Source organism: Streptomyces sp. NPDC046465, assembly GCF_040646035.1.
Classification (GTDB): domain Bacteria; phylum Actinomycetota; class Actinomycetes; order Streptomycetales; family Streptomycetaceae; genus Streptomyces.
On the sequence record NZ_JBEYZK010000011.1, the window covers coordinates 203,803 to 221,966 of the forward strand.

Here is an 18,164-nt window from a genome sequence, read left to right on the forward strand (position 1 = left end):
AGCCAACGTGCCTCGTACCGTCAGGGACGTCGTCTTCGTCGATGGCGTCCGCACCCCGTTCGGCAAGGCGGGCCCGAAGGGCATCTACCACGAGACCCGTGCCGATGACCTCATCGTGAAGGCCATCCGGGAGCTGCTGCGCCGCAACCCGGACCTCGACCCCGCCAAGATCGACGAGGTCGCCATCGCCGCGACCACGCAGATCGGCGACCAGGGTCTGACGATCGGCCGCACCGCCGGCATCCTCGCCGGGCTCCCGCAGTCCGTGCCCGGCTACTCCATCGACCGGATGTGCGCCGGCGCCCTGACCGCCGTGACCTCGGTCGCGGGCAGCGTCGCCTTCGGCGCGTACGACATCGCCGTCGCCGGCGGTGTCGAGCACATGGGCCGCCACCCCATGGGTGAGGGCGTCGACCCCAACCCGCGGTTCGTGAGCGAGAAGCTCGTGGACGAGTCCGCGCTGTTCATGGGCATGACGGCGGAGAACCTCCACGACCGCTACCCGAGCATCACCAAGCAGCGCGCCGACGAGTACGCGGTGCGCTCGCAGGAGAAGGCCGCCAAGGCGTACGCCGACGGCAAGATCCAGGCCGACCTCGTGCCGGTCTCCGTACGGCGCACCAACGAGGAGGCCGGGGAGACCGGCTGGGGCCTCGCCACCGCCGACGAGCCGATGCGGCCGGGGACGACCCTGGAGAACCTCGCGGGCCTCAAGACGCCGTTCCGTACGCACGGCCGCGTCACCGCGGGCAACGCCGCCGGTCTCAACGACGGCGCCACCGCCTCGCTCATCGCGTCCGAGGAGTTCGCGCGCGAGAACGGGCTGCCCGTCAAGATGCGCCTGGTCTCGTACTCCTTCGCGGGCGTCGAGCCCGAGGTCATGGGGTACGGGCCGATCCCGGCCACGGAGAAGGCGCTCGCCCAGGCGGGCCTGTCGATCTCCGACATCGGTCTCTTCGAGATCAACGAGGCCTTCGCCGTGCAGGTGCTCGCCTTCCTGGAGCACTACGGCATCGCCGACGACGACGCCCGCGTCAACCAGTACGGCGGCGCCATCGCGTACGGCCACCCGCTCGCCTCGTCCGGCGTACGCCTGATGACGCAGCTGGCGCGGCAGTTCGAGGAGCAGCCCGAGGTCCGCTACGGCCTCACGACCATGTGCGTCGGCTTCGGCATGGGCGCCACGGTCATCTGGGAGAACCCGAACCACAAGGACGCCGGAGGCGACAAGTGAGCACCACCACCGCTGAGCTCCTGAAGGGTGCGGCCGAGCTGTTCCCGGACGAGGTCGTCACGCAGGCGCACGTACGCCACCTCGACCTCCCCCACGGCGCCGGGCGCTTCGCGCTCATCACGCTGGACAACGGCTTCGACCACACCAAGCCGACCACCTTCGGCCCCGGCTCGCTCGCGAACCTGAACGCCGCCATCGACCAGGTCGAGAAGGAGGCGGCCGAGGGCGGACTCGTCGGCGTCGGCATCACCGGCAAGCCCTTCATCTTCGCCGTCGGCGCCGACCTCAAGGGCGTCGAGCTCCTGAAGAAGCACGACGACGCGCTGGCCATCGGCAAGGGCGGCCACGAGGTCTTCAAGCGGCTCTCCGGGCTCGCCGTGCCGACCTTCGCGTACTACAACGGCGCCGCGATGGGCGGTGGCGTCGAGGTCGGTCTGCACTGCTCCTACCGCACCGTCTCCAAGGCGCTGCCCGCCTTCTCGCTGCCCGAGGTCTTCCTCGGCCTGGTCCCGGGCTGGGGCGGCTGTGCGCTGCTCCCGAACCTGATCGGCGCCGACAAGGCCGTCTCGGTCATCATCGAGAACTCGCTGAACCAGAACCGTCAGCTCAAGGGCAAGCAGGTCTTCGAGCTCGGCATCGCCGACGCCCTGTTCGAGGGCGCCGACTTCCTGGAGCAGTCGCTGATCTGGACGGCCTCCGTCCTCAACGGCTCGGTCGAGGTCGTCCGCGCCGAGGTCGACCGCGGCGCGGGCTGGGACGCCGCCGTCGCGCGCGGCCGCGCCATCGCCGACTCCAAGGTGCACGGCGCCGCTCCGGCCGCCTACCGCGCCCTGGAGATCATCGAGGCCGCCAAGGACGGCGACCTGCAGCGGGGCTTCGACTCCGAGGACGCCGCGCTCGCCGACCTCATCATGGGCGGTGAACTGCGCGCGGGCATCTACTCGTTCAACCTCGTGCAGAAGCGCGCCAAGCGCCCCGCGGGCGCCCCGGACAAGAACCTGGCGCGCCCGGTCACCAAGGTCGGCGTCGTCGGCGCCGGTCTGATGGCCTCGCAGCTCGCCCTGCTCTTCCTGCGCCGCCTGGAGGTGCCGGTCGTGCTGACCGACATCGACCAGGAGCGCGTCGACAAGGGCGTCGGCTACGTCCACGGCGAGATCGACAAGCTGCTCCTCAAGGGCCGGGTCAACCAGGACAAGGCGAACCGCCTCAAGGGCCTCGTCTCCGGTGTCCTCGACAAGGCCGAGGGCTTCTCCGACGCCGACTTCATCATCGAGGCCGTCTTCGAGGAGATCGGCGTCAAGCAGCAGGTGTTCGCGGAGGTCGAGGCGGTCGCCCCGGCGCACGCGATCCTCGCCACCAACACCTCCTCGCTCTCGGTCTCCGAGATGGCGTCGAAGCTGAAGCACCCCGAGCGGGTCGTCGGCTTCCACTTCTTCAACCCGGTCGCGATCCTGCCGCTCCTGGAGATCGTGCGCGGCGAGCAGACCGACGACGCCTCGCTGGCCACGGCGTTCGGTGTCGCCAAAAAGCTGAAGAAGACCGCTGTTCTGGTCAAGGACGCTCCGGCGTTCGTCGTGAACCGCATCCTCACGCGCTTCATGGGCGAGATCCAGAACGTCATCGACGAGGGCACCCCGGTCGCGGTCGCCGAGAAGGCCGTCGAGCCGCTCGGTCTGCCGATGTCGCCGCTGGTGCTCCTCGAACTGGTCGGCCCGGCCATCGGCCTGCACGTCTCCGAGACGCTGAACCGTTCCTTCCCGGAGCGCTTCACCGTCTCGCCGAACCTCGCGGCCGTCGTCAAGGCGGGCAAGCGCGGCTTCTACGTGTACGACAGCGGGAAGCCGGAGCTCGACCCCGAGGTCGCCGCGCTCCTGAAGCAGGGCGACTCCGTCCTGACCGAGGAGCAGGTCCGCGACCGCGTGCTCGACGCGGTGGCGCAGGAGATCGGGCTCATGCTCGACGAGGGCGTCGTCGCCGAGGCGCAGGACATCGACCTCTGCCTGATCACCGGCGCGGGCTGGCCCTTCCACCTGGGCGGCATCACGCCGTACCTGGACCGTGAGGGTGTCAGCGAGCGGGTGACCGGGAAGCGGTTCCTCGCGCAGGGCGTGGCGAGCGTCCCGGCGTAACGCGTCGCACAGCAACGACGGTGGGCCGTACGGGAGTTGTCCCGTACGGCCCACCGTCGTTTCCCCACACCCGGTCGTCACACCCGGTCGTCACGCCCCGTCGTCACACCCGGGTCCACGCCTCCAGCGCGAGGCCCGGCTCCGCCTTCTGCCGGGCGAGGCGCAGCGTGCCGTCGAGGCCGATCGCCGCCATGACCACGCGGCCGCGCGCGTCGATCGTCAACGACGGGGCGCCCAGGCACGGTTCGCCGGTCTCGGCCCACCACAGGCCCGCCCCCTCGTCCTCCGTCGGGAACGCGGCGAGCCCCGGGCGCCCGCTGCGCGTGCGGTGCGCGAGGACCGTGCAGTCGTAGCCGTCGACGGTGGTCCGGACGGCCGCCGTGGGCCCGGGGCCGGGGGCGCCGCCTAGGGGCACCGCGGCCGCGCCGCCCGCCGGGCGGTGGGCGAGGACGCCGTCGCCGAGGGCGTCGGACGCGTAGTACGTGAGGCGGTCGGGGGCGGTCTCGATGAGCGTGCCGGAGCCGGGGGCGGGGGCCGGCGGGAGGTCGTCGGCGCGCTGCAGTTCGCCGCCCTGCTTCTCCTGGGCCCAGCGCAGGGTGGCCTTGCCGCCCGGGGCGAACACCTCCACGCGGCCCGTCGACGTGGCGAGGGCCGCCATGCCGTCGAGGGTGTCGAGGACCTTGAAGTCCTTCCACCCCTCCCACTTCCCGCCCTTGCCCTCGCGGCGCATCCGGACGCTGCCCACCGCGTCGCGCACGAAGACGTGGACGGTGCCCTCGGTGTCCACCGCGGCGGCGGGGGCGCCGAGGGACGGGGCGCGGTCGACCCGCTTGGTGTGCGGGTTGCCGAGCGTGCGCCAGTCCATGAGCGGCCGCCCCGACTGGTACTGGACGGAGTGCACGATGTCGACGACGGCGTCACCGCCCGCTCCCGTGGCGTCCCGCAGCTCCCTGCGGCCCAGGAAGTGCACGTACCCGTCGCTGCCCTGGGCGAGGGTGAGGTACGTCAGGCCGGGCGCCTCGAAGAAGTCGGGGCCGCTCCACCGCGGGCCACCGGGCGCGGTCTCCGTCCAGCGCAGGAGCCCTCCCTCGGCACGGGCGTATGCGGTGAGACGGCCGTCCCGGCCGCGCAGCAGCCAGCGGGCGGTGTCCGGGGCACCGGTGCTGGTGGACCTCGACGGCATGACTCGGCGCCACCCCTTCCACGATCACGGACGCACAGCGTTTTGCCTATTAGTTTACGTTTGCCGAATGAGAACTCTCGTCGTCGTCGATGCCGCGAACGTCGTCGGATCCGTGCCCGACGGATGGTGGAAGGACCGCCGCGGGGCCGCGGAACGGCTGCGGGACGCGCTCGTCCCGTATGCCGAAGAAGGTCTGCCCGGCCTGCCCGGTCTGCCGGGACTGTCACTGTCCGGGCCGCTGGAGCTCGTCCTCGTCGTGGAGGGGGCCGCGCGGGGCATCGAGTCGGTGCCCGGCGTCGAGGTCGACTCCGCGCCCGCCGTCGGCGACGACCGCATCGTGGAGCTGGCCGCCGCGGCGGCGGGCCGGCCGTGCGTGGTGGTCACGGCCGACCGCGAACTGCGCCGCAGGGTGGGCGAGGTGGGGGCCCAGTGCGCGGGCCCCCGTGCCGTACGTCCGTGACGGCCGCTCCCCCGACGGCTCCTCAGAGCCGCTTCGCGCTGCGCAGCGTGGAGGCGTAGTAGCCGTTGCCGTCGAGGCGCGAGGTGCCGCCCTTGTCGCCGATCGTCGGGCCGTTGACCTCTTCCCGGCTGGAGATGAAGATCTTGTGGCCGTCCGCGTCGTGGCCGAGGAAGATGCCGACGTGGTCGAGGCGCTGCTTGGTGCGGGCGTCGAGCTTGAAGAAGACAAGGTCGCCGGGTTGCACCACGTCGATGGACTTGGGCCGGTCGGCGGCGGAGACGCCCTTCAGCCCGATCACGTCCGTGCCGGCCTTGCCGCGCGCCATGCCGTTGGCGGTGCGGGGCAGGCCGTCGCCGGCCTGGTCGTTGGACATCAGGGGGTAGCGGGCGCGGTAGCCGAAGACGGTCCGGACGAAGCCGGAGCAGTCCATGGAGCGGGCGCGCACCTTCTCGGGCTGGATGGTGGTGCCGTTGCGGAAGGTGTACGGGATGCCGAGGTAGTCGAAGAAGTCGGACTGCTCGAGACGCAAGTCGTTGCCGGAACTGCCGTCGGGGTTCAGCGGGCCGAAGTTGGCGTCACCGGCGTACGCGATGCCCTCGTCGTCCTTCTTGACCGGGGCGCCCTCCACGTACTGGAAGGCCATCGCGAAGATGTCGTCCTCCTCGCTGCCGGAGAACTCCTTGTACCAGTCCTTGAACCACTTCTCCTTCTCCGCGCCCTCGCGCCAGATCTCCGGCATCAGCCGCACCCAGTCGTTGGTCACGACCCGGGACTTGGTGTTGGCGGGCTCGGTGAAGGTGCGGCTCGGTCCGGTCAGCGTCGCGGTGCGGGCGCCGTCCGTGAAGGTGGCGAGGACCTTGCCGCTGTCGGTGCGCAGGACGGAGCGTTCGGGGCCCTTGAGCCGCTCCCACTTCTGCTTCCCGCCCTCCTGCCCGGTGCTGCTGTGCAGCCCGGGGGTGTCGGTGACGGCCTGCACCTTCGGCGCCTTGGCCTCTTCGTCCTTGCGCAGTTCCACGGTCAGGTAGGCGCTGCCCGCCAGCAGGGCGAGCACGGTCGCCGCGTGCACGACGGGACGCTTCTTCTTGGGCGGCATGAATGACTCCTGGGAATCAGGCGGACGGCATGAAGCCGAGGAGGATCCCGGCGGTGAGGACGACGTAGGCCATGAGCGTCACCGAGCCCGTGGCGAGCAGGGTGGGGCCCTTGGGCTGGCGGACCAGCTGGTAGGCGATCAGGCCCGGCACGATGAAGCCGAGGGTCTGATTGCTGTACATGAGCGGGAACTCGAGCGAGAGCACGATCATCACGGTGGCCTGGAGCACCACGCCGGTCAGTACGACCGCGGCGAACAGGCGCTTGCCGTAGAGGATCACGAAGCGCTGCATGAGGAGCGTGCAGACGTAGGTGAGGACGGTGACACCCACGACCATGGCGGCGCGCTGCAGGTCCTCGACGAGGGTCAGCGCGAGCCAGCCCGGGGTGATCATGCCGCCGGGCGAGAGGTTGGTCGTCAGATAGCAGACCAGCGAGAAGAGCAGCCCGAGCGCGATGCCGACCGCGGCGATCTCGGGGGTGAGGACGGAGGGAATCAACGGGGCTCTCCTGGGCTGTGCCACTGCTGGGTGTCGTCTGCGGCGGGCGGTGCGGGCGGCACCCGCGGCTCGAACAGGCCGCGGGGCGCGGCGGCCTTGGGACGCGGTTCCGGGGGTGCGTAGCCCTCCTGGGGCACGTACTGCTGCTGGTGCTGCTCGTACTGTGGGTGCTGCTGGTGCTGCTCGTACTGCTGCTGGTGCCGGTGCTCGTACTGCTGGTGGTGCTGTTGCGGTGCGTAGGGCTCGTACGGCTGGTCCGGAGTGCGCTGACCGGGGACGTGGACCGGCGTGTACCGCGTCTCGTACGCCTCCGGGTAGTGCTGGTACGGGTCGACGTGCGGCTCGTAGAACGGCGCGGGCTCCTCGGGAGCCTGCTCCTCGCTCTCGTCGGCGGGCAGTTCGGCCAGGTGCTCGAGGAGCAGCTCGCCCTGGCCGTGGATGTTGCCGATCGCGACGAGGGAGGAGTCGGCGCCGAGCTGCGCGAGCATCTCGCGCATGAACTCCTCGGGGTCGCGCCGGTCGCCGCCGAGGTCCACCGCGCGGCCGCGCCACTCGGCGGGGATCGCGTCGATGGCGGACTTGGCGGGGTGGCCGATGACGAAGACCTTCTCCGGCTGGAGGTCGGGGATGATCTCGCCCATCTGGCCGTTGCGCTCGACGCGGTCGGGGCGGCAGTTGATGACGACGTTGAGCGGGCGGTGGATGGCGCCGAGGTCGAGGAGCTGGTTGATGTTCATCAGCGTCGACTCGGGGTCGTTGGCCGCGAAGACGTTGGCGAAGCGGAGCTTCTTGCCGTCCTCGGTGGCGTACCGCTCGACGGAGAGGACACCGGGGTCCGGCGGAGCGTCGTACATGCCCTGGAGGGCCACCTCGCGGCCGACACCGACGAGCTCGGCGACCTTCAGGGCGATCGACACGTTCTCCTTGAAGGTGAACCAGCTGAAGCCGCGCAGCTCGTCGTCGGTGACCGTCTCCGGGTCGGCGTAGATGAGCCGGCAGTTCCGCGCGTCGGCCTCCTGCTTCAGGATGTCGAAGCGGTCCTGCTCCGCGGTGACGCAGATGCCGCCCTCGGGCATGGAGCGGGAGAGCGAGCGCGCGACGTCGTCGAGGGTGGGGCCCATCTCGGCGAGGTGGTCCTCGCGGACGTTGCAGAGCACGCCGATGGTGGAGCGGATCAGCTTGGACTGGTTGATCTCCTGGAGGGCCGGCATGACCGCCATGCACTCGATGACCAGGGCGTCCGGGTCGTAGGCGGCGGCGCGCCGCACGATGCCGATCTGCTCGACGACGTTGGCGATGCCGAACTTGCGGTAGACGGGCTCCTCGGTGGCGTCGGGGTGGATGAACCGGGCCGCGGTGCCGGTGGTCTTGGCGACCGTGGTGAGCCCGCCGCCGCGCAGGGCGCCCGCGCACAGGCGGGTGATGGAGGACTTGCCGCGGATGCCGTTGACCAGGACCCGAGTGGGGATGTGCTCCAGGCTGGCGAAGTGCCGCCGCTGTTCGACGACTCCGGCCGCGAGCAGGATGGCGCAGCACACCACGAGAACGGTGTAGAGGAAGAGCACGGGGGTTCAGTTCCTTCCGGCGAGGCCGGCCGTGACGCCGTCCCGCTTGCGCTGCGTGCCCGTCGGCAGCTGTTGCCTGATGAGTTCGAGGCTGCGGGTGACGGCGCCGACCTCGTCGTGGTGACGCGGGTAGAGGACGGTGCGGCGGTCCCCGCCGGCGAGGGCCTCCGCCTGGTCCGCGAGGTGGCGCAGCGGCCGTACGACGACGATGTGCAGCCAGCCGAGGCAGGCCGCGGCCGCGGTGATGCCGAGCAGGCCCGCGAGGACCGTGCGGTTCTGGTAGCTGTACTCGGGGATGGCGAGGCCGGAGGCGGGCTGCCAGCTGACCACCGTCCAGCCGAGCGAAGCGGCGGCGCCGCCGCCGACGAACGGGGCCGCGGCCGCGATCTGGATGTCGTCGCCGTGGCGGTAGAGGACCCCGCTGGGGCGGGGGCTGAGGCCCACCTTCTGGCTGGTGCCCTCGGCGAGGGCGTTGAGCCGCTTGCCCGGCAGATCCTCGAACTCGAAGTATCCGGCGTTGGCGCCGATCACCTTGCGCTCGTCGTCGACGACCCGGACCTGGCCGAGACCGGGGCGCTTGAGCAGGGAGTTGAGGAAGTCGATGCGGAACTCGCCGACGACAGCCGCTCCCTCGCGGCCCGGCACCTCGGCCGTGCCGATGATCACCGGCTCCTTGCCGCCCTCGTCGACGACGCGCAGGGGCTTCCCGGAGGGGCCCTTGCCGGACGGACTGCGGGGGTCGTCGCCCGCCTTGGCGAGGACCTTGCCGTCCGCGTCGAGGACGTACAGGGACTGGTAGCGGCCGTGCTGGTTCATGGTGCTCTGGAGCACCTTGGCCATGTCCGACGACTCGGTGCGGTCGCCCATGAGGGTGGCGACCGAGGTGAGGTCGGCGTGACCCTCGTTGAGGGCGCGGCGGACCCGGTCGGTGAGGGTGTCGGTGCGCTCGCGCTGGTCGTTGACCATCTGCTGCGGTACGACGACGGTGTCACCGGCCCGGTTGAGCAGCAGCATGAGCGGCGCGGACCAGGCGAGCAGCAGCACCGCGCAGACGGCGATCAGGGTGCGGGAGCCGAACCTGCGGCGGCGGGCGGGCTTGTCCTGACGGGCCGCGGGTTCGCCGGTGAGCTGGCGGCGCAGCTCTTCGAGGGCGGTGCCGATGCGGGCGGCCTCGCCGTAGCGCGGCACGGAGACCGGCCGGTCGACGTCGCCGCGGGTGAGGCGGCGGCCCTCCAGGAAGAGCCGGATCAGCGGTCGCTGCACGGTCCGCAGGAGCAGGAAGACGGTGAGCCCGCCGATGAGCAGCAGGGCGCCCGCGGCGATCAGTCCGAAGGCGGAGTCGCTCTTGGCCGTCGGGTCCTCGGCGACCGGGACCATCGCGACGACGGTGAGGCCGAGCCGGGTGGCCACGGTCGCCTCGCCGGCTTCGGGGCCCGCGAGGGTCGCGTAACCGGCGACGGCGCGCTCACCGAGGTAGCGCTCGCCGGTGAGGTGTCCGCTGACGCCGAGGAAGCCGCCGGAGCCGGGCTCCTTGGACATCAGCGGGTGGGCGCGTGCCTTCTTGGCGGCGCCCGCCGCGAACGCCTTGAGCTGCTTGTTGGACTGGGCGACCTCGTCGCGCTGCAGGTCGGTGAGGACCTGCTCGGGCTCGGGGATGCCGTCGGTGCTCAGGACGTGGGCGTCCTGGTCGACGACGGCGATGGAGCGGAACTTGCCGAGGCTGATGCCGGGGAAGCGCAGGCTGCTGGAGGCGACGAGGAGTTGCTGGGGCTGGCCCTTCCAGGTGAGCAGGGCGAAGGAGAGGAGGCGGGTCTCGCCGTTCTCCAGGCGCACCATGCGCGGGGCCAGGCCGTCCTTGCCTGCGAGCTCGCCGCGGTCGATGGCGGTCAGCGGGAGGTTCTCGCCGCGGGCGGCGAGGAGCTTGCCCGAGGCGATCTCGACAATCGCCGTGCCCATCCACTTCTGGTAGACGCTGCCGGTCTTGTCGAGGACGGCGTCGGCGGGCACGGGCTCGCCCGCGCTGAAGAGCTCGGCGGTCCGCGTCAGGTCGGTGACGGACTCGTCGATGGAGGCGCGCAGCGCGATGGCGCCGTCCTCGGCGAAGTGCTGCTGGGACAGCTTGACGGCTTTGGGGACGGCCTCCTGGCCGGCCCTGCCGAGGGTGAGAGCGGTGATGCCCGCGAGGGCGAGGAGCAGGACCGAAAGCACGGCGATGGGGGGACGTATGCCTCCCAGCAGTGACATGTCGGTCCTTCGGCGGACCTTGTGCCGCCGCTTCGAACGCGAAGCGGCCAAGGGGGGCTCCTCTCCTGGAATGACGCGGGTTGAGGGCACGCAAAGTGATGCGTTCCGGAGAGGTCTGACGCGCGTACCCCCGGGAGGGATGTACGAAGTGAAAGAAATGTGAGCTAGATCGCGTCGGGCGCGAGTTTGAGCCGAACTCGGCTCGGCCGCGACCGCGTCTTCCAGCCGGTCCCGGCCGTCCTCTCCCGGCCGCCCCGACCTGCCCCGCCCCGACCCACCCCGTGTCAGTCGCCCGGCAGCTCCTCCAGCGGCTCAAGGCCGTCCTGGCTCGCCCCCCGGTTCAGGAGCGTGCCCTGGGTGCGCTCGAAGGCGAGCCGGTAGCGGGAACGCTGCTGCTCGCTGAGGTCCTTGCCGTCCCGCAGCGCGGCGGCGACGTCCACGAGCCGGTGGTCCTTGACCGCGCCCTTGGGCAGGGCGCCGGTCTCGTCCGGGTCCGGCGGGATCTCCGTGAACGTGGGTACGTACTTGGCGTCGACGTCCCACTTCCCGCCACGCTTGACGAACTCGAACCAGCCGATGACCCCCTCCTCGGTCAGTCCGCTGGGCACGTCGTGCCGGGCGATCTGGTTGCCGAGGCCGTACGCGATCCAGGTGCCGTCGACCTTCTCCATCGGCTGCACGACATGCGCGTGGTGGCCGATGACCAGGTTGATCCCGGTCTCCTTCGCGATCTTCCGGGCGAGGTTCAGCTGCGGACCGCTGGCGTTGGGCTGGTTCTCACGGCCCCAGTGGATGCTGAGGATCACGACCTCGGCGCCCGCCGCACGCGCCTTCTTCTCGGCGGCGGCGATCCTGCCGAAGTCGTTCTGGTTGACGACCCACGGCTTGTCCTTGGGGACCTCGCGGCCGTTGAACCCGAAGGCGAAGGCGATCTGCGCGACCTTCACGCCCTTCACCTCGGTGATCAGCGGCTTGCCCGCCTCGGCCGCGCTGCGCGCCGAACCGGTGTGCCGAAGGCCCGCCTTGTCGAGGGTGTTCAGAGTGCGGGTGACCCCGGCGGGGCCGTGGTCGAGCGTGTGGTTGGACGCGGTCGAGCACTGGTCGTAGCCGACGCCCTTGATCGCCGTGGCGATCTGCGGCGGCACCAGGAAGTCGGGGTAGCTCTGGAACGGGCCGTCGGGCTTGCCGACCACCGGCTCGAAGTGGCAGATGCCCAGATCGGCCTTGCTGATGACCGGTCGGACACCCGCCATCATCGGCCCGAAGTCCAGGCCCTTGACTCCCTTGCCCGTGGCCTTGCCGTCCTTGCGCGCCTGTTCGGTCAGCTGCGGGTGGATGAGGATGTCGCCCGCGGCGGCGACGGTGAACGAGGGGCCGTCGGCGGCGGGCTTGTCGTCGCTGCCGAAGGGGCCGCAGGCGGTGCCGGCCAGCAGGAGCGAGGAGGCTGCACAGGTCACGAGAAGCCTGCGGAAGGGGCGTGTCATCACAGGGCTATCTTTATACAATCATGAAGCGCTCCCGCACCCGGCTGACAACGATCAAGCGGAAGGCCAGGGTCCTCGGCCTCGTCACCGCGGCCGTCCTCACTCTCGCGCAGTGCACAGGCAGCTCCTCAGGGGATAGTGAAAACCCCAGGTCGGAGGGGGGTCGCTCATCCGCGGCGCCCGACGGCCGGACCGGTGAGGGCGGCGAGAACCTCACCGAGCTGATCACCGCGTACACCGCGGGATTCGACGAGAACAGCGGGTACCGCCGCCCCTCGCCCACCGACCGGCGCACGGTCGCCGCGGGCGTCGCGCTGCTCCTCGACCACCGGCGCCCGGAGGCCGAACGACGCCTGGCCGACGTGGATCTTGCGGTGCGCACGGTCACCGACAAGGCCGCGGGACGGCGGTACGCGGAGATCGCCGACCGCTCCGAGGGCGGCGCGGCGCCGCGCGGCTGGGGCCGCGTCTACCTCGACATGGACACCTCGCCCCGCTGGTCCGTGCAGATCCCGCACCCGGTGGCCGACCGCGACACCGAACAACTCGGCGCGGAGCTGATGCGCCGCTCCCCCGGCGGTGTACTGGTGCTCGCCGGAGCGCACCGCGACGCCGGGCGCGGCGACGCGGCGGACGTCGCCCACCGCAGGGACACCGTGTTCCACGCCGTCTGCGACGAACTCGTCCGGCGCGGCCTGCCCGGCGTCCAGCTGCACGGCATGGCCGACGACACGGCGCCGGACCACGACGTCGTCGCCTCCACGGGCCGGGGCAGGGAGGGCGTCACCGAGGGCCGCGCCCTCGCCGACGCCCTGCGGGAACAGGATTACGACGTCTGCCGCGCCTGGGCCAGATCCTGCCCGCTCGCGGCCCGCTCCAACGTGCAGGGGCGGTCCGCCGCGGCCCACGACGTCCCGTTCCTGCACGTCGAGTTCGGCCCCCGGATCCGCCTGGACCACGACCACGCACGCGCGGTCGTCGGGGCCCTTGCGGACCTCACGCGCACCTGGCAGCGTCGCGGCTAGCGGGCCCGGCCAGACGGCGGCGCAGCAGGCGGAGCGGTGCGCGGGGGTGGCCCGCCCGGCTCGCGCGCGCCTCACCGCTCCCCCCGTACGTACACCACCGCCCCCTCGACCCGCGCCACCGGCTCGTACCCGACCGCGAGGATCCGTCGCAGCGAAGGCATCCGGTCCGGGGCGTACGGCTTGCCCCGTGAGTCGTCGACCACGATCGCCGGCGGGTGGCGTCGCAGCTCCTCGCGGAAGACCGGCCAGGCGCCCTCGACCGCGTACTTCTCGCCCACTTGGGGGCCGTTCCTGCCGCCGCTGTAGTTGGTGAGGAGCCCGGCCGTGAGGTAGCGGCTCGCGGGGGCGCGGCCTGCCAGCCAGTACGCCTCCGGGTGTATCCCCCAGAACAGCACCCGGTCCTCCGGCCCGCTGTTCGCCCTGACCGTCTGGGCCAGGCGGACGGCGTGCGCCAGGTCGGGGCGCGGCGCGAGCAGCCCCCAGGCCAGGAAGACCGTGCACGCGCAGCCGGAGACGACGACCGCCCGCACGGTCCGCTCGCGCGGCAGGATCTGTAGCGCCGCCGCCGCCAACAGGGCCAGGGGCGGCATGAGTTGAAGGTAGTAGTGGCCGAAGAAGTGGAAGCCGAGCAGTACCGCGGCCGCCGACGAGGCGAGCCAGAGCCACAGTTCGGCCGCCCCGGTGCGGGCGATGCGCAGGACGCGCACGACGGGCGGGACGATGCCCGCACAGGCCGCGGCGAGGACGCCCGCGTTCACCAACCCGCGTACGAGGACGTGGAGTTCGGAGCCGGTGAAGGAGGCGTACGCGCCCGAGCCCGTCACCGTCCAGAACAGGAAACCCGAGGGCGTCGTCAGGAGTGCGGCGGCCAGGACGGGGGCGCCGAGCCCTGCCGTCAGCCGCCACGCGTCCCGCCGGGGCGCCCCGCCGCGCCACAGCAGCAGGGCGACCGGGAGCAGCACCGCGCCGCCGGTCTGCTTGGCGAGGAAGGCGCAGGCCACCGCGGCGCCCGCGGCTCCCCACCGGCGGCGGTCCGCACACCACATGGCGGCCGCCGTGCACGGCAGCATGAAGACCTCGAAGGCGGCCGCCTGGGCGTCCTCGGGGTTCAGGCCGATGGAGATCAGCAGGTACAGGACGCCCGCCGTGCGGCCCGCGCCGTCCCCCCAGCGGCGCCGGGCCAGCGAGACGAGGAGCACCGCCGTCAGGAGCTGCGCGGCCACCGCGAGGACCTTCACGGGCAGCAGCGAGTCGTCGCCGAAGAGCGCGAAACTGCCCGCGTACAGCCAGGGGACGAGCGGCGGCTTGCGGTCGACGACCGTCTCGTAGAGCGCGCCGCCGTGCGCCAACATCCGTGCCTGGACGGCGAGATAGCCCTCGTCCGGGCTCCACAGCGGCCCCCGGAAGGAGGGCAGCCGGGTCACGCACGCCAGGGCGACGAGCAGCGGGAGCAGGCGGGGCCAGTACGGCTCCCTGACGCCCCCTTCGGAGACGTACTCCTCGCGCGGGCCCGGCACCCGGAGGCCGGGTACGGAGCGTAGTGGTGGAGACGGCGGGGCGAGCATACAGTGCACGCTATCCGGCCCCGCACTCCCCGACGGATCGGGACATACGGGGCCGGAGGGGAATGCCTGTCGAACAGCGGGCGACTACTGTGTGTCGCCGGTGCGCGCGTCACGGAGGTGCAGACGGCTGTGCGAACGCCCGTACACGAAGTAGATGACGACGCCGAGCGCCATCCAGACGCCGAACCGCAGCCAGGTCTCCGCGGGCAGGTTCAGCATCAGCCAGAGCGAGGCGAGCACCGAAAGGATCGGCACGAACGGCACCAGCGGGGTGCGGAAGGCGCGCGGCAGGTCGGGGCGCTGCTTGCGGAGCAGGATGACGCCGAGGGCGACCACGACGAACGCGAACAGCGTGCCGATGTTGACCAGTTCGGCCAGTGCGTCGATGGAGGTGAAGCCCGCGACGACGGCCACGATCGCCCCGAGCAGGACCGTCGAGCGGTACGGCGTGCCGAACGTGGGGTGGACCTTGGAGAACGTCTGGGGCAGCAGTCCGTCGCGGCTCATCGCGAAGAACACGCGGGTCTGGCCGAGCAGCAGGATCATGCAGACGGAGGTGAGGCCGACGGCCGCGCCGAAGCTGATCACGCCTGCCCAGAAGGGGTGTCCGACGGCCTTGAAGGCGTCCGCGAGCGGGGCGTCCGTGGAGAGCTCGGTGTACTTCTGCATGCCGGTGACGACCACGGAGACGGCGACGTACAGGATCGTGCAGATGAGGAGCGAGCCGAGGATGCCGCGCGGCACGTCGCGCTGCGGGTTGCGGGTCTCCTCGGCGGCGGTCGCGACGATGTCGAAGCCGATGAACGCGAAGAAGACGACGGCCGCCGCGGTGAAGATGCCCATCACACCGAAGTTCGACGGGGTGAAGCCGAAGATCAGCTGGACCAGCGGCGCGGTGATGCCGCCACCGCCGTCCGGGTGCTCGGTCGGCGGGACGAACGGGTCGTAGTTGGCGCCGGTGATCAGGAAGGCGCCCACGATGATCACCAGGATGACCACGGTGACCTTGACGGCGACGATGACGTTGGTGACCCGCGAGGACAGCTTCATCCCGGCGACGAGGATGGCGGTCAGGACCAGCACGAGCACGCAGGCCAGCAGGTCGAAGCCGAACTTCCCCTCGTGCGTGCCGCTCAGCGCCTGCGGCAGGTGCATGCCCGCGGTGTCGAGGAGCGAGCGGAGGTACCCCGACCAGCCGACCGCGACCACCGCGCAGCCGAGCGCGAGCTCCAGGATCAGGTCCCAGCCGATGATCCAGGCGGGGAACTCACCGAGTGAGGCGTACGAGAAGGTGTACGCGGAACCGGCGACCGGCACCGTCGAGGCGAACTCGGCGTAGCAGAGCGCCGCGAGCGCGCAGACGAGTCCGGCGACGACGAAGGCCAGGGCCACCGAGGGCCCCGCCGTCTCCTTGGCGATCTTTCCGGTCAGCACGAAGATGCCGGTGCCGATGATGACACCGACGCCGAAGACCGTGAGGTCGAGGGCGGACAGCGACTTCTTGAGCGCGTGCTCCGGCTCCTCGGTGTCCTTGATGGACTGCTCGACGCTCTTCGTCCTGAAGAGGGTGCTGCTCACGGGCGTACCTCCCACGTTGTCGTCCCCGACATGATCGAGAGGGCGAGTACCCCGAAAGCCCCGGCACGGGCCCATTCACGCGAATGGGCCGGTCCCACCACCCGTACAGGGTGCTGAAACCGGCCCTTCGGCGGTGCGTGTTGACGTCAGTCGCGGGCGGGCTCCACGGAGTCCACGGCCGCGGCGGTGTTCCGCTCGAACCTGCCGTCCAGCTTGGCGACCAGGCCCGTGACCTGCCGGGCGATGTCCGGCGCCGTCAGGCCGATCTCGGCCAGGATCTCCTTGCGGGAGGCGTGGTCGAGGAAGCGCGGCGGGATGCCGAAGTCGCGCAGCGGGACGTCGACGCCCGCGTCGCGCAGGGCCTGCGCGATGGCCGAACCGACGCCGCCCGCACGCGAGTTGTCCTCGACGGTGACGACGACGCGGTGCTTCTCGGCGAGCGGGGCCATGGCCTCGTCGACCGGCTTGACCCAGCGCGGGTCGACGACGGTGGTGGTGATGCCCTGCTTGTTCAGGAGGTCGGCGATCTCCAGGCACATCGGCGCGAGCGCGCCGACGGAGACGAGGAGCACGTCCGGCTTGCCGGTGGCGGCCTTGCGCAGCACGTCCATGGCGCCGACCTTGCCGACCGCCTTGACCGCCGGGCCGACCGCGCCCTTGGAGTAGCGCACCACGGTCGGGGCGTCGTCGACGTCGACGGCCTCGCGCAGCTGGAGGCGGACCTGGTCGGCGTCGCGCGGGGCGGCGATCCGCAGGGTCGGCACGCACTGCAGGATCGACATGTCCCACATGCCGTTGTGCGAGGCACCGTCCGTGCCGGTGACGCCCGCGCGGTCCAGGACGAAGGTGACGCCGCACTTGTGCAGGGCCACGTCCATCAGGAGCTGGTCGAAGGCGCGGTTGAGGAAGGTCGCGTAGACCGCGAAGACCGGGTGCAGGCCGCCGGTGGCCAGGCCCGCGGCGGAGACCGCGGCGTGCTGCTCGGCGATGCCCACGTCGTAGACGCGGTCGGGGAACGCCTTGGAGAACTTCTCCAGGCCGACCGGCTGCAGCATGGCCGCCGTGATGGCGACGATGTCCTCGCGCTCGTGGCCGAGCTTGACCATCTCCTCGCCGAAGACGGACGTCCAGTCCATGCCGCCCGCGGCGATGGGCAGGCCGGTGTCGGGGTGGATCGGGCCGATGCCGTGGAAGTGGTCGGCCTCGTCCTCCTCGGCGGGCTTGTAGCCGCGGCCCTTCTCGGTGAGGCAGTGCACGATGACCGGGCCGCCGAAGCGCTTGGCGCGCTGCAGGGCGGACTCCAGGGCCTCGATGTCGTGGCCGTCGATCGGGCCGACGTACTTCAGGCCGAGGTCCTCGAACATGCCCTGCGGGGCGATGAAGTCCTTCAGGCCCTTCTTGGCGCCGTGCAGGGTCTCGTAGAGCGGCCTGCCGACGACCGGCGTGCGCTCCAGGAAGTCCTTCCCACGGGCCAGGAACCGCTCGTAGCCGTCGGAGGTGCGCAGGGTCGCCAGATGGTTGGCGAGGCCACCGATCGTGGGCGCGTAGGAGCGCTCGTTGTCGTTGACGACGATCACCAGGGGCCGGTCCTTGGCGGCGGCGATGTTGTTCAGCGCCTCCCAGGCCATGCCGCCGGTCAGCGCGCCGTCGCCGATGACGGCCACGACGTGGTCGTCCTTGCCGCGCACCTCGTTCGCCTTGGCCAGGCCGTCGGCCCAGCCGAGGACGGTGGAGGCGTGGCTGTTCTCGATCACGTCGTGGTCGGACTCGGCGCGCGAGGGGTAGCCGGAGATGCCGCCCTTGGTCCGCAGCTTGCCGAAGTCCTGGCGGCCGGTGAGCAGCTTGTGCACGTAGCTCTGGTGACCGGTGTCGAAGAGGACCTTGTCCTGCGGGGACTCGAAGACGCGGTGCAGGGCGATGGTGAGCTCGACGACGCCGAGGTTGGGGCCGAGGTGGCCGCCGGTCTTGGAGACTGCTTCGACGAGGAAGCCTCGGATCTCTCCCGCCAGCTGGTTCAGTTCCTCGGGGCTGAGCCGGTCAAGATCGCGCGGTCCCGTGATGCGGGTCAGCAGCGGCACCCGTGCCTCCTTGCAGTAGAGCTGAGA

Annotated in this window: 13 protein-coding genes; 4 read left to right on the forward strand and 9 right to left on the reverse strand. The window is 71.3% G+C overall.

The window, feature by feature from the left end:
• Positions 1 to 7 precede the first annotated feature (7 nt).
• Entirely contained in the window at positions 8 to 1,234 is a 1,227-nt protein-coding gene (locus tag ABZ953_RS19110; protein WP_361724849.1) for an acetyl-CoA C-acyltransferase, read from the forward strand.
• Complete coding sequence (locus tag ABZ953_RS19115) at positions 1,231 to 3,363, forward strand: 3-hydroxyacyl-CoA dehydrogenase NAD-binding domain-containing protein (RefSeq protein ID WP_361724852.1); 2,133 nt, start codon at positions 1,231 to 1,233, stop codon at positions 3,361 to 3,363. Before ABZ953_RS19110 ends, ABZ953_RS19115 begins: the two co-directional genes overlap by 4 nt.
• Positions 3,364 to 3,466: 103 nt before the next feature.
• Here the strand turns inward: ABZ953_RS19115 and ABZ953_RS19120 are convergent, their stop codons facing one another.
• Complete coding sequence (locus ABZ953_RS19120; RefSeq protein ID WP_361724855.1) at positions 3,467 to 4,546, reverse strand: hypothetical protein; 1,080 nt, start codon at positions 4,544 to 4,546, stop codon at positions 3,467 to 3,469.
• A gap of 67 nt (positions 4,547 to 4,613) precedes the next feature.
• Between ABZ953_RS19120 and ABZ953_RS19125 the strand changes: the two genes are divergently transcribed.
• Positions 4,614 to 5,006 carry an NTP pyrophosphohydrolase gene (locus ABZ953_RS19125; RefSeq protein ID WP_361724858.1) on the forward strand — a complete coding sequence of 131 codons (393 nt, stop codon included), beginning with the start codon at positions 4,614 to 4,616 and terminating at the stop codon, positions 5,004 to 5,006.
• A 22-nt stretch (positions 5,007 to 5,028) separates the two neighbouring features.
• Here the strand turns inward: ABZ953_RS19125 and ABZ953_RS19130 are convergent, their stop codons facing one another.
• The 5 genes from ABZ953_RS19130 to ABZ953_RS19150 form a co-directional block, all read right to left on the reverse strand.
• Positions 5,029 to 6,099 carry an NlpC/P60 family protein gene (locus ABZ953_RS19130; RefSeq protein WP_361724861.1) on the reverse strand — a complete coding sequence of 357 codons (1,071 nt, stop codon included), beginning with the start codon at positions 6,097 to 6,099 and terminating at the stop codon, positions 5,029 to 5,031.
• 16 nt (positions 6,100 to 6,115) lie between these two features.
• On the reverse strand, positions 6,116 to 6,598 hold the full coding sequence (locus ABZ953_RS19135; RefSeq protein ID WP_055564848.1) for a poly-gamma-glutamate biosynthesis protein PgsC/CapC: 483 nt from the start codon (positions 6,596 to 6,598) through the stop codon (positions 6,116 to 6,118).
• Positions 6,595 to 8,163 carry a poly-gamma-glutamate synthase PgsB gene (gene pgsB / locus ABZ953_RS19140; protein WP_361724864.1) on the reverse strand — a complete coding sequence of 523 codons (1,569 nt, stop codon included), beginning with the start codon at positions 8,161 to 8,163 and terminating at the stop codon, positions 6,595 to 6,597. The genes ABZ953_RS19135 and pgsB overlap by 4 nt, the downstream gene beginning before the upstream one ends.
• A 6-nt stretch (positions 8,164 to 8,169) precedes the next feature.
• Positions 8,170 to 10,407 carry a HAMP domain-containing protein gene (locus ABZ953_RS19145; RefSeq protein ID WP_361724867.1) on the reverse strand — a complete coding sequence of 746 codons (2,238 nt, stop codon included), beginning with the start codon at positions 10,405 to 10,407 and terminating at the stop codon, positions 8,170 to 8,172.
• 284 nt (positions 10,408 to 10,691) lie between these two features.
• On the reverse strand, positions 10,692 to 11,891 hold the full coding sequence (locus ABZ953_RS19150; protein ID WP_361724870.1) for a CapA family protein: 1,200 nt from the start codon (positions 11,889 to 11,891) through the stop codon (positions 10,692 to 10,694).
• 23 nt (positions 11,892 to 11,914) lie between these two features.
• Between ABZ953_RS19150 and ABZ953_RS19155 the strand changes: the two genes are divergently transcribed.
• Positions 11,915 to 12,916 (forward strand): hypothetical protein, encoded by a 1,002-nt coding sequence (locus tag ABZ953_RS19155; RefSeq protein ID WP_361724873.1) that lies wholly within the window; start codon positions 11,915 to 11,917, stop codon positions 12,914 to 12,916.
• A gap of 71 nt (positions 12,917 to 12,987) precedes the next feature.
• On the opposite strand, the gene ABZ953_RS19160 is transcribed toward ABZ953_RS19155, so the two are convergent.
• The 3 genes from ABZ953_RS19160 to dxs form a co-directional block, all read right to left on the reverse strand.
• The gene (locus ABZ953_RS19160) at positions 12,988 to 14,481 is read right to left on the reverse strand and encodes a glycosyltransferase family 39 protein (RefSeq protein ID WP_361724876.1); all 1,494 of its coding nucleotides are present in this window, start codon (positions 14,479 to 14,481) and stop codon (positions 12,988 to 12,990) included.
• An 84-nt stretch (positions 14,482 to 14,565) separates the two neighbouring features.
• Positions 14,566 to 16,059: an amino acid permease gene (locus tag ABZ953_RS19165; protein WP_361724879.1), complete on the reverse strand. Its 1,494-nt coding sequence runs from the start codon at positions 16,057 to 16,059 to the stop codon at positions 14,566 to 14,568.
• 146 nt (positions 16,060 to 16,205) lie between these two features.
• Complete coding sequence (dxs, locus tag ABZ953_RS19170; protein ID WP_361724882.1) at positions 16,206 to 18,137, reverse strand: 1-deoxy-D-xylulose-5-phosphate synthase; 1,932 nt, start codon at positions 18,135 to 18,137, stop codon at positions 16,206 to 16,208.
• Positions 18,138 to 18,164 lie beyond the last annotated feature (27 nt).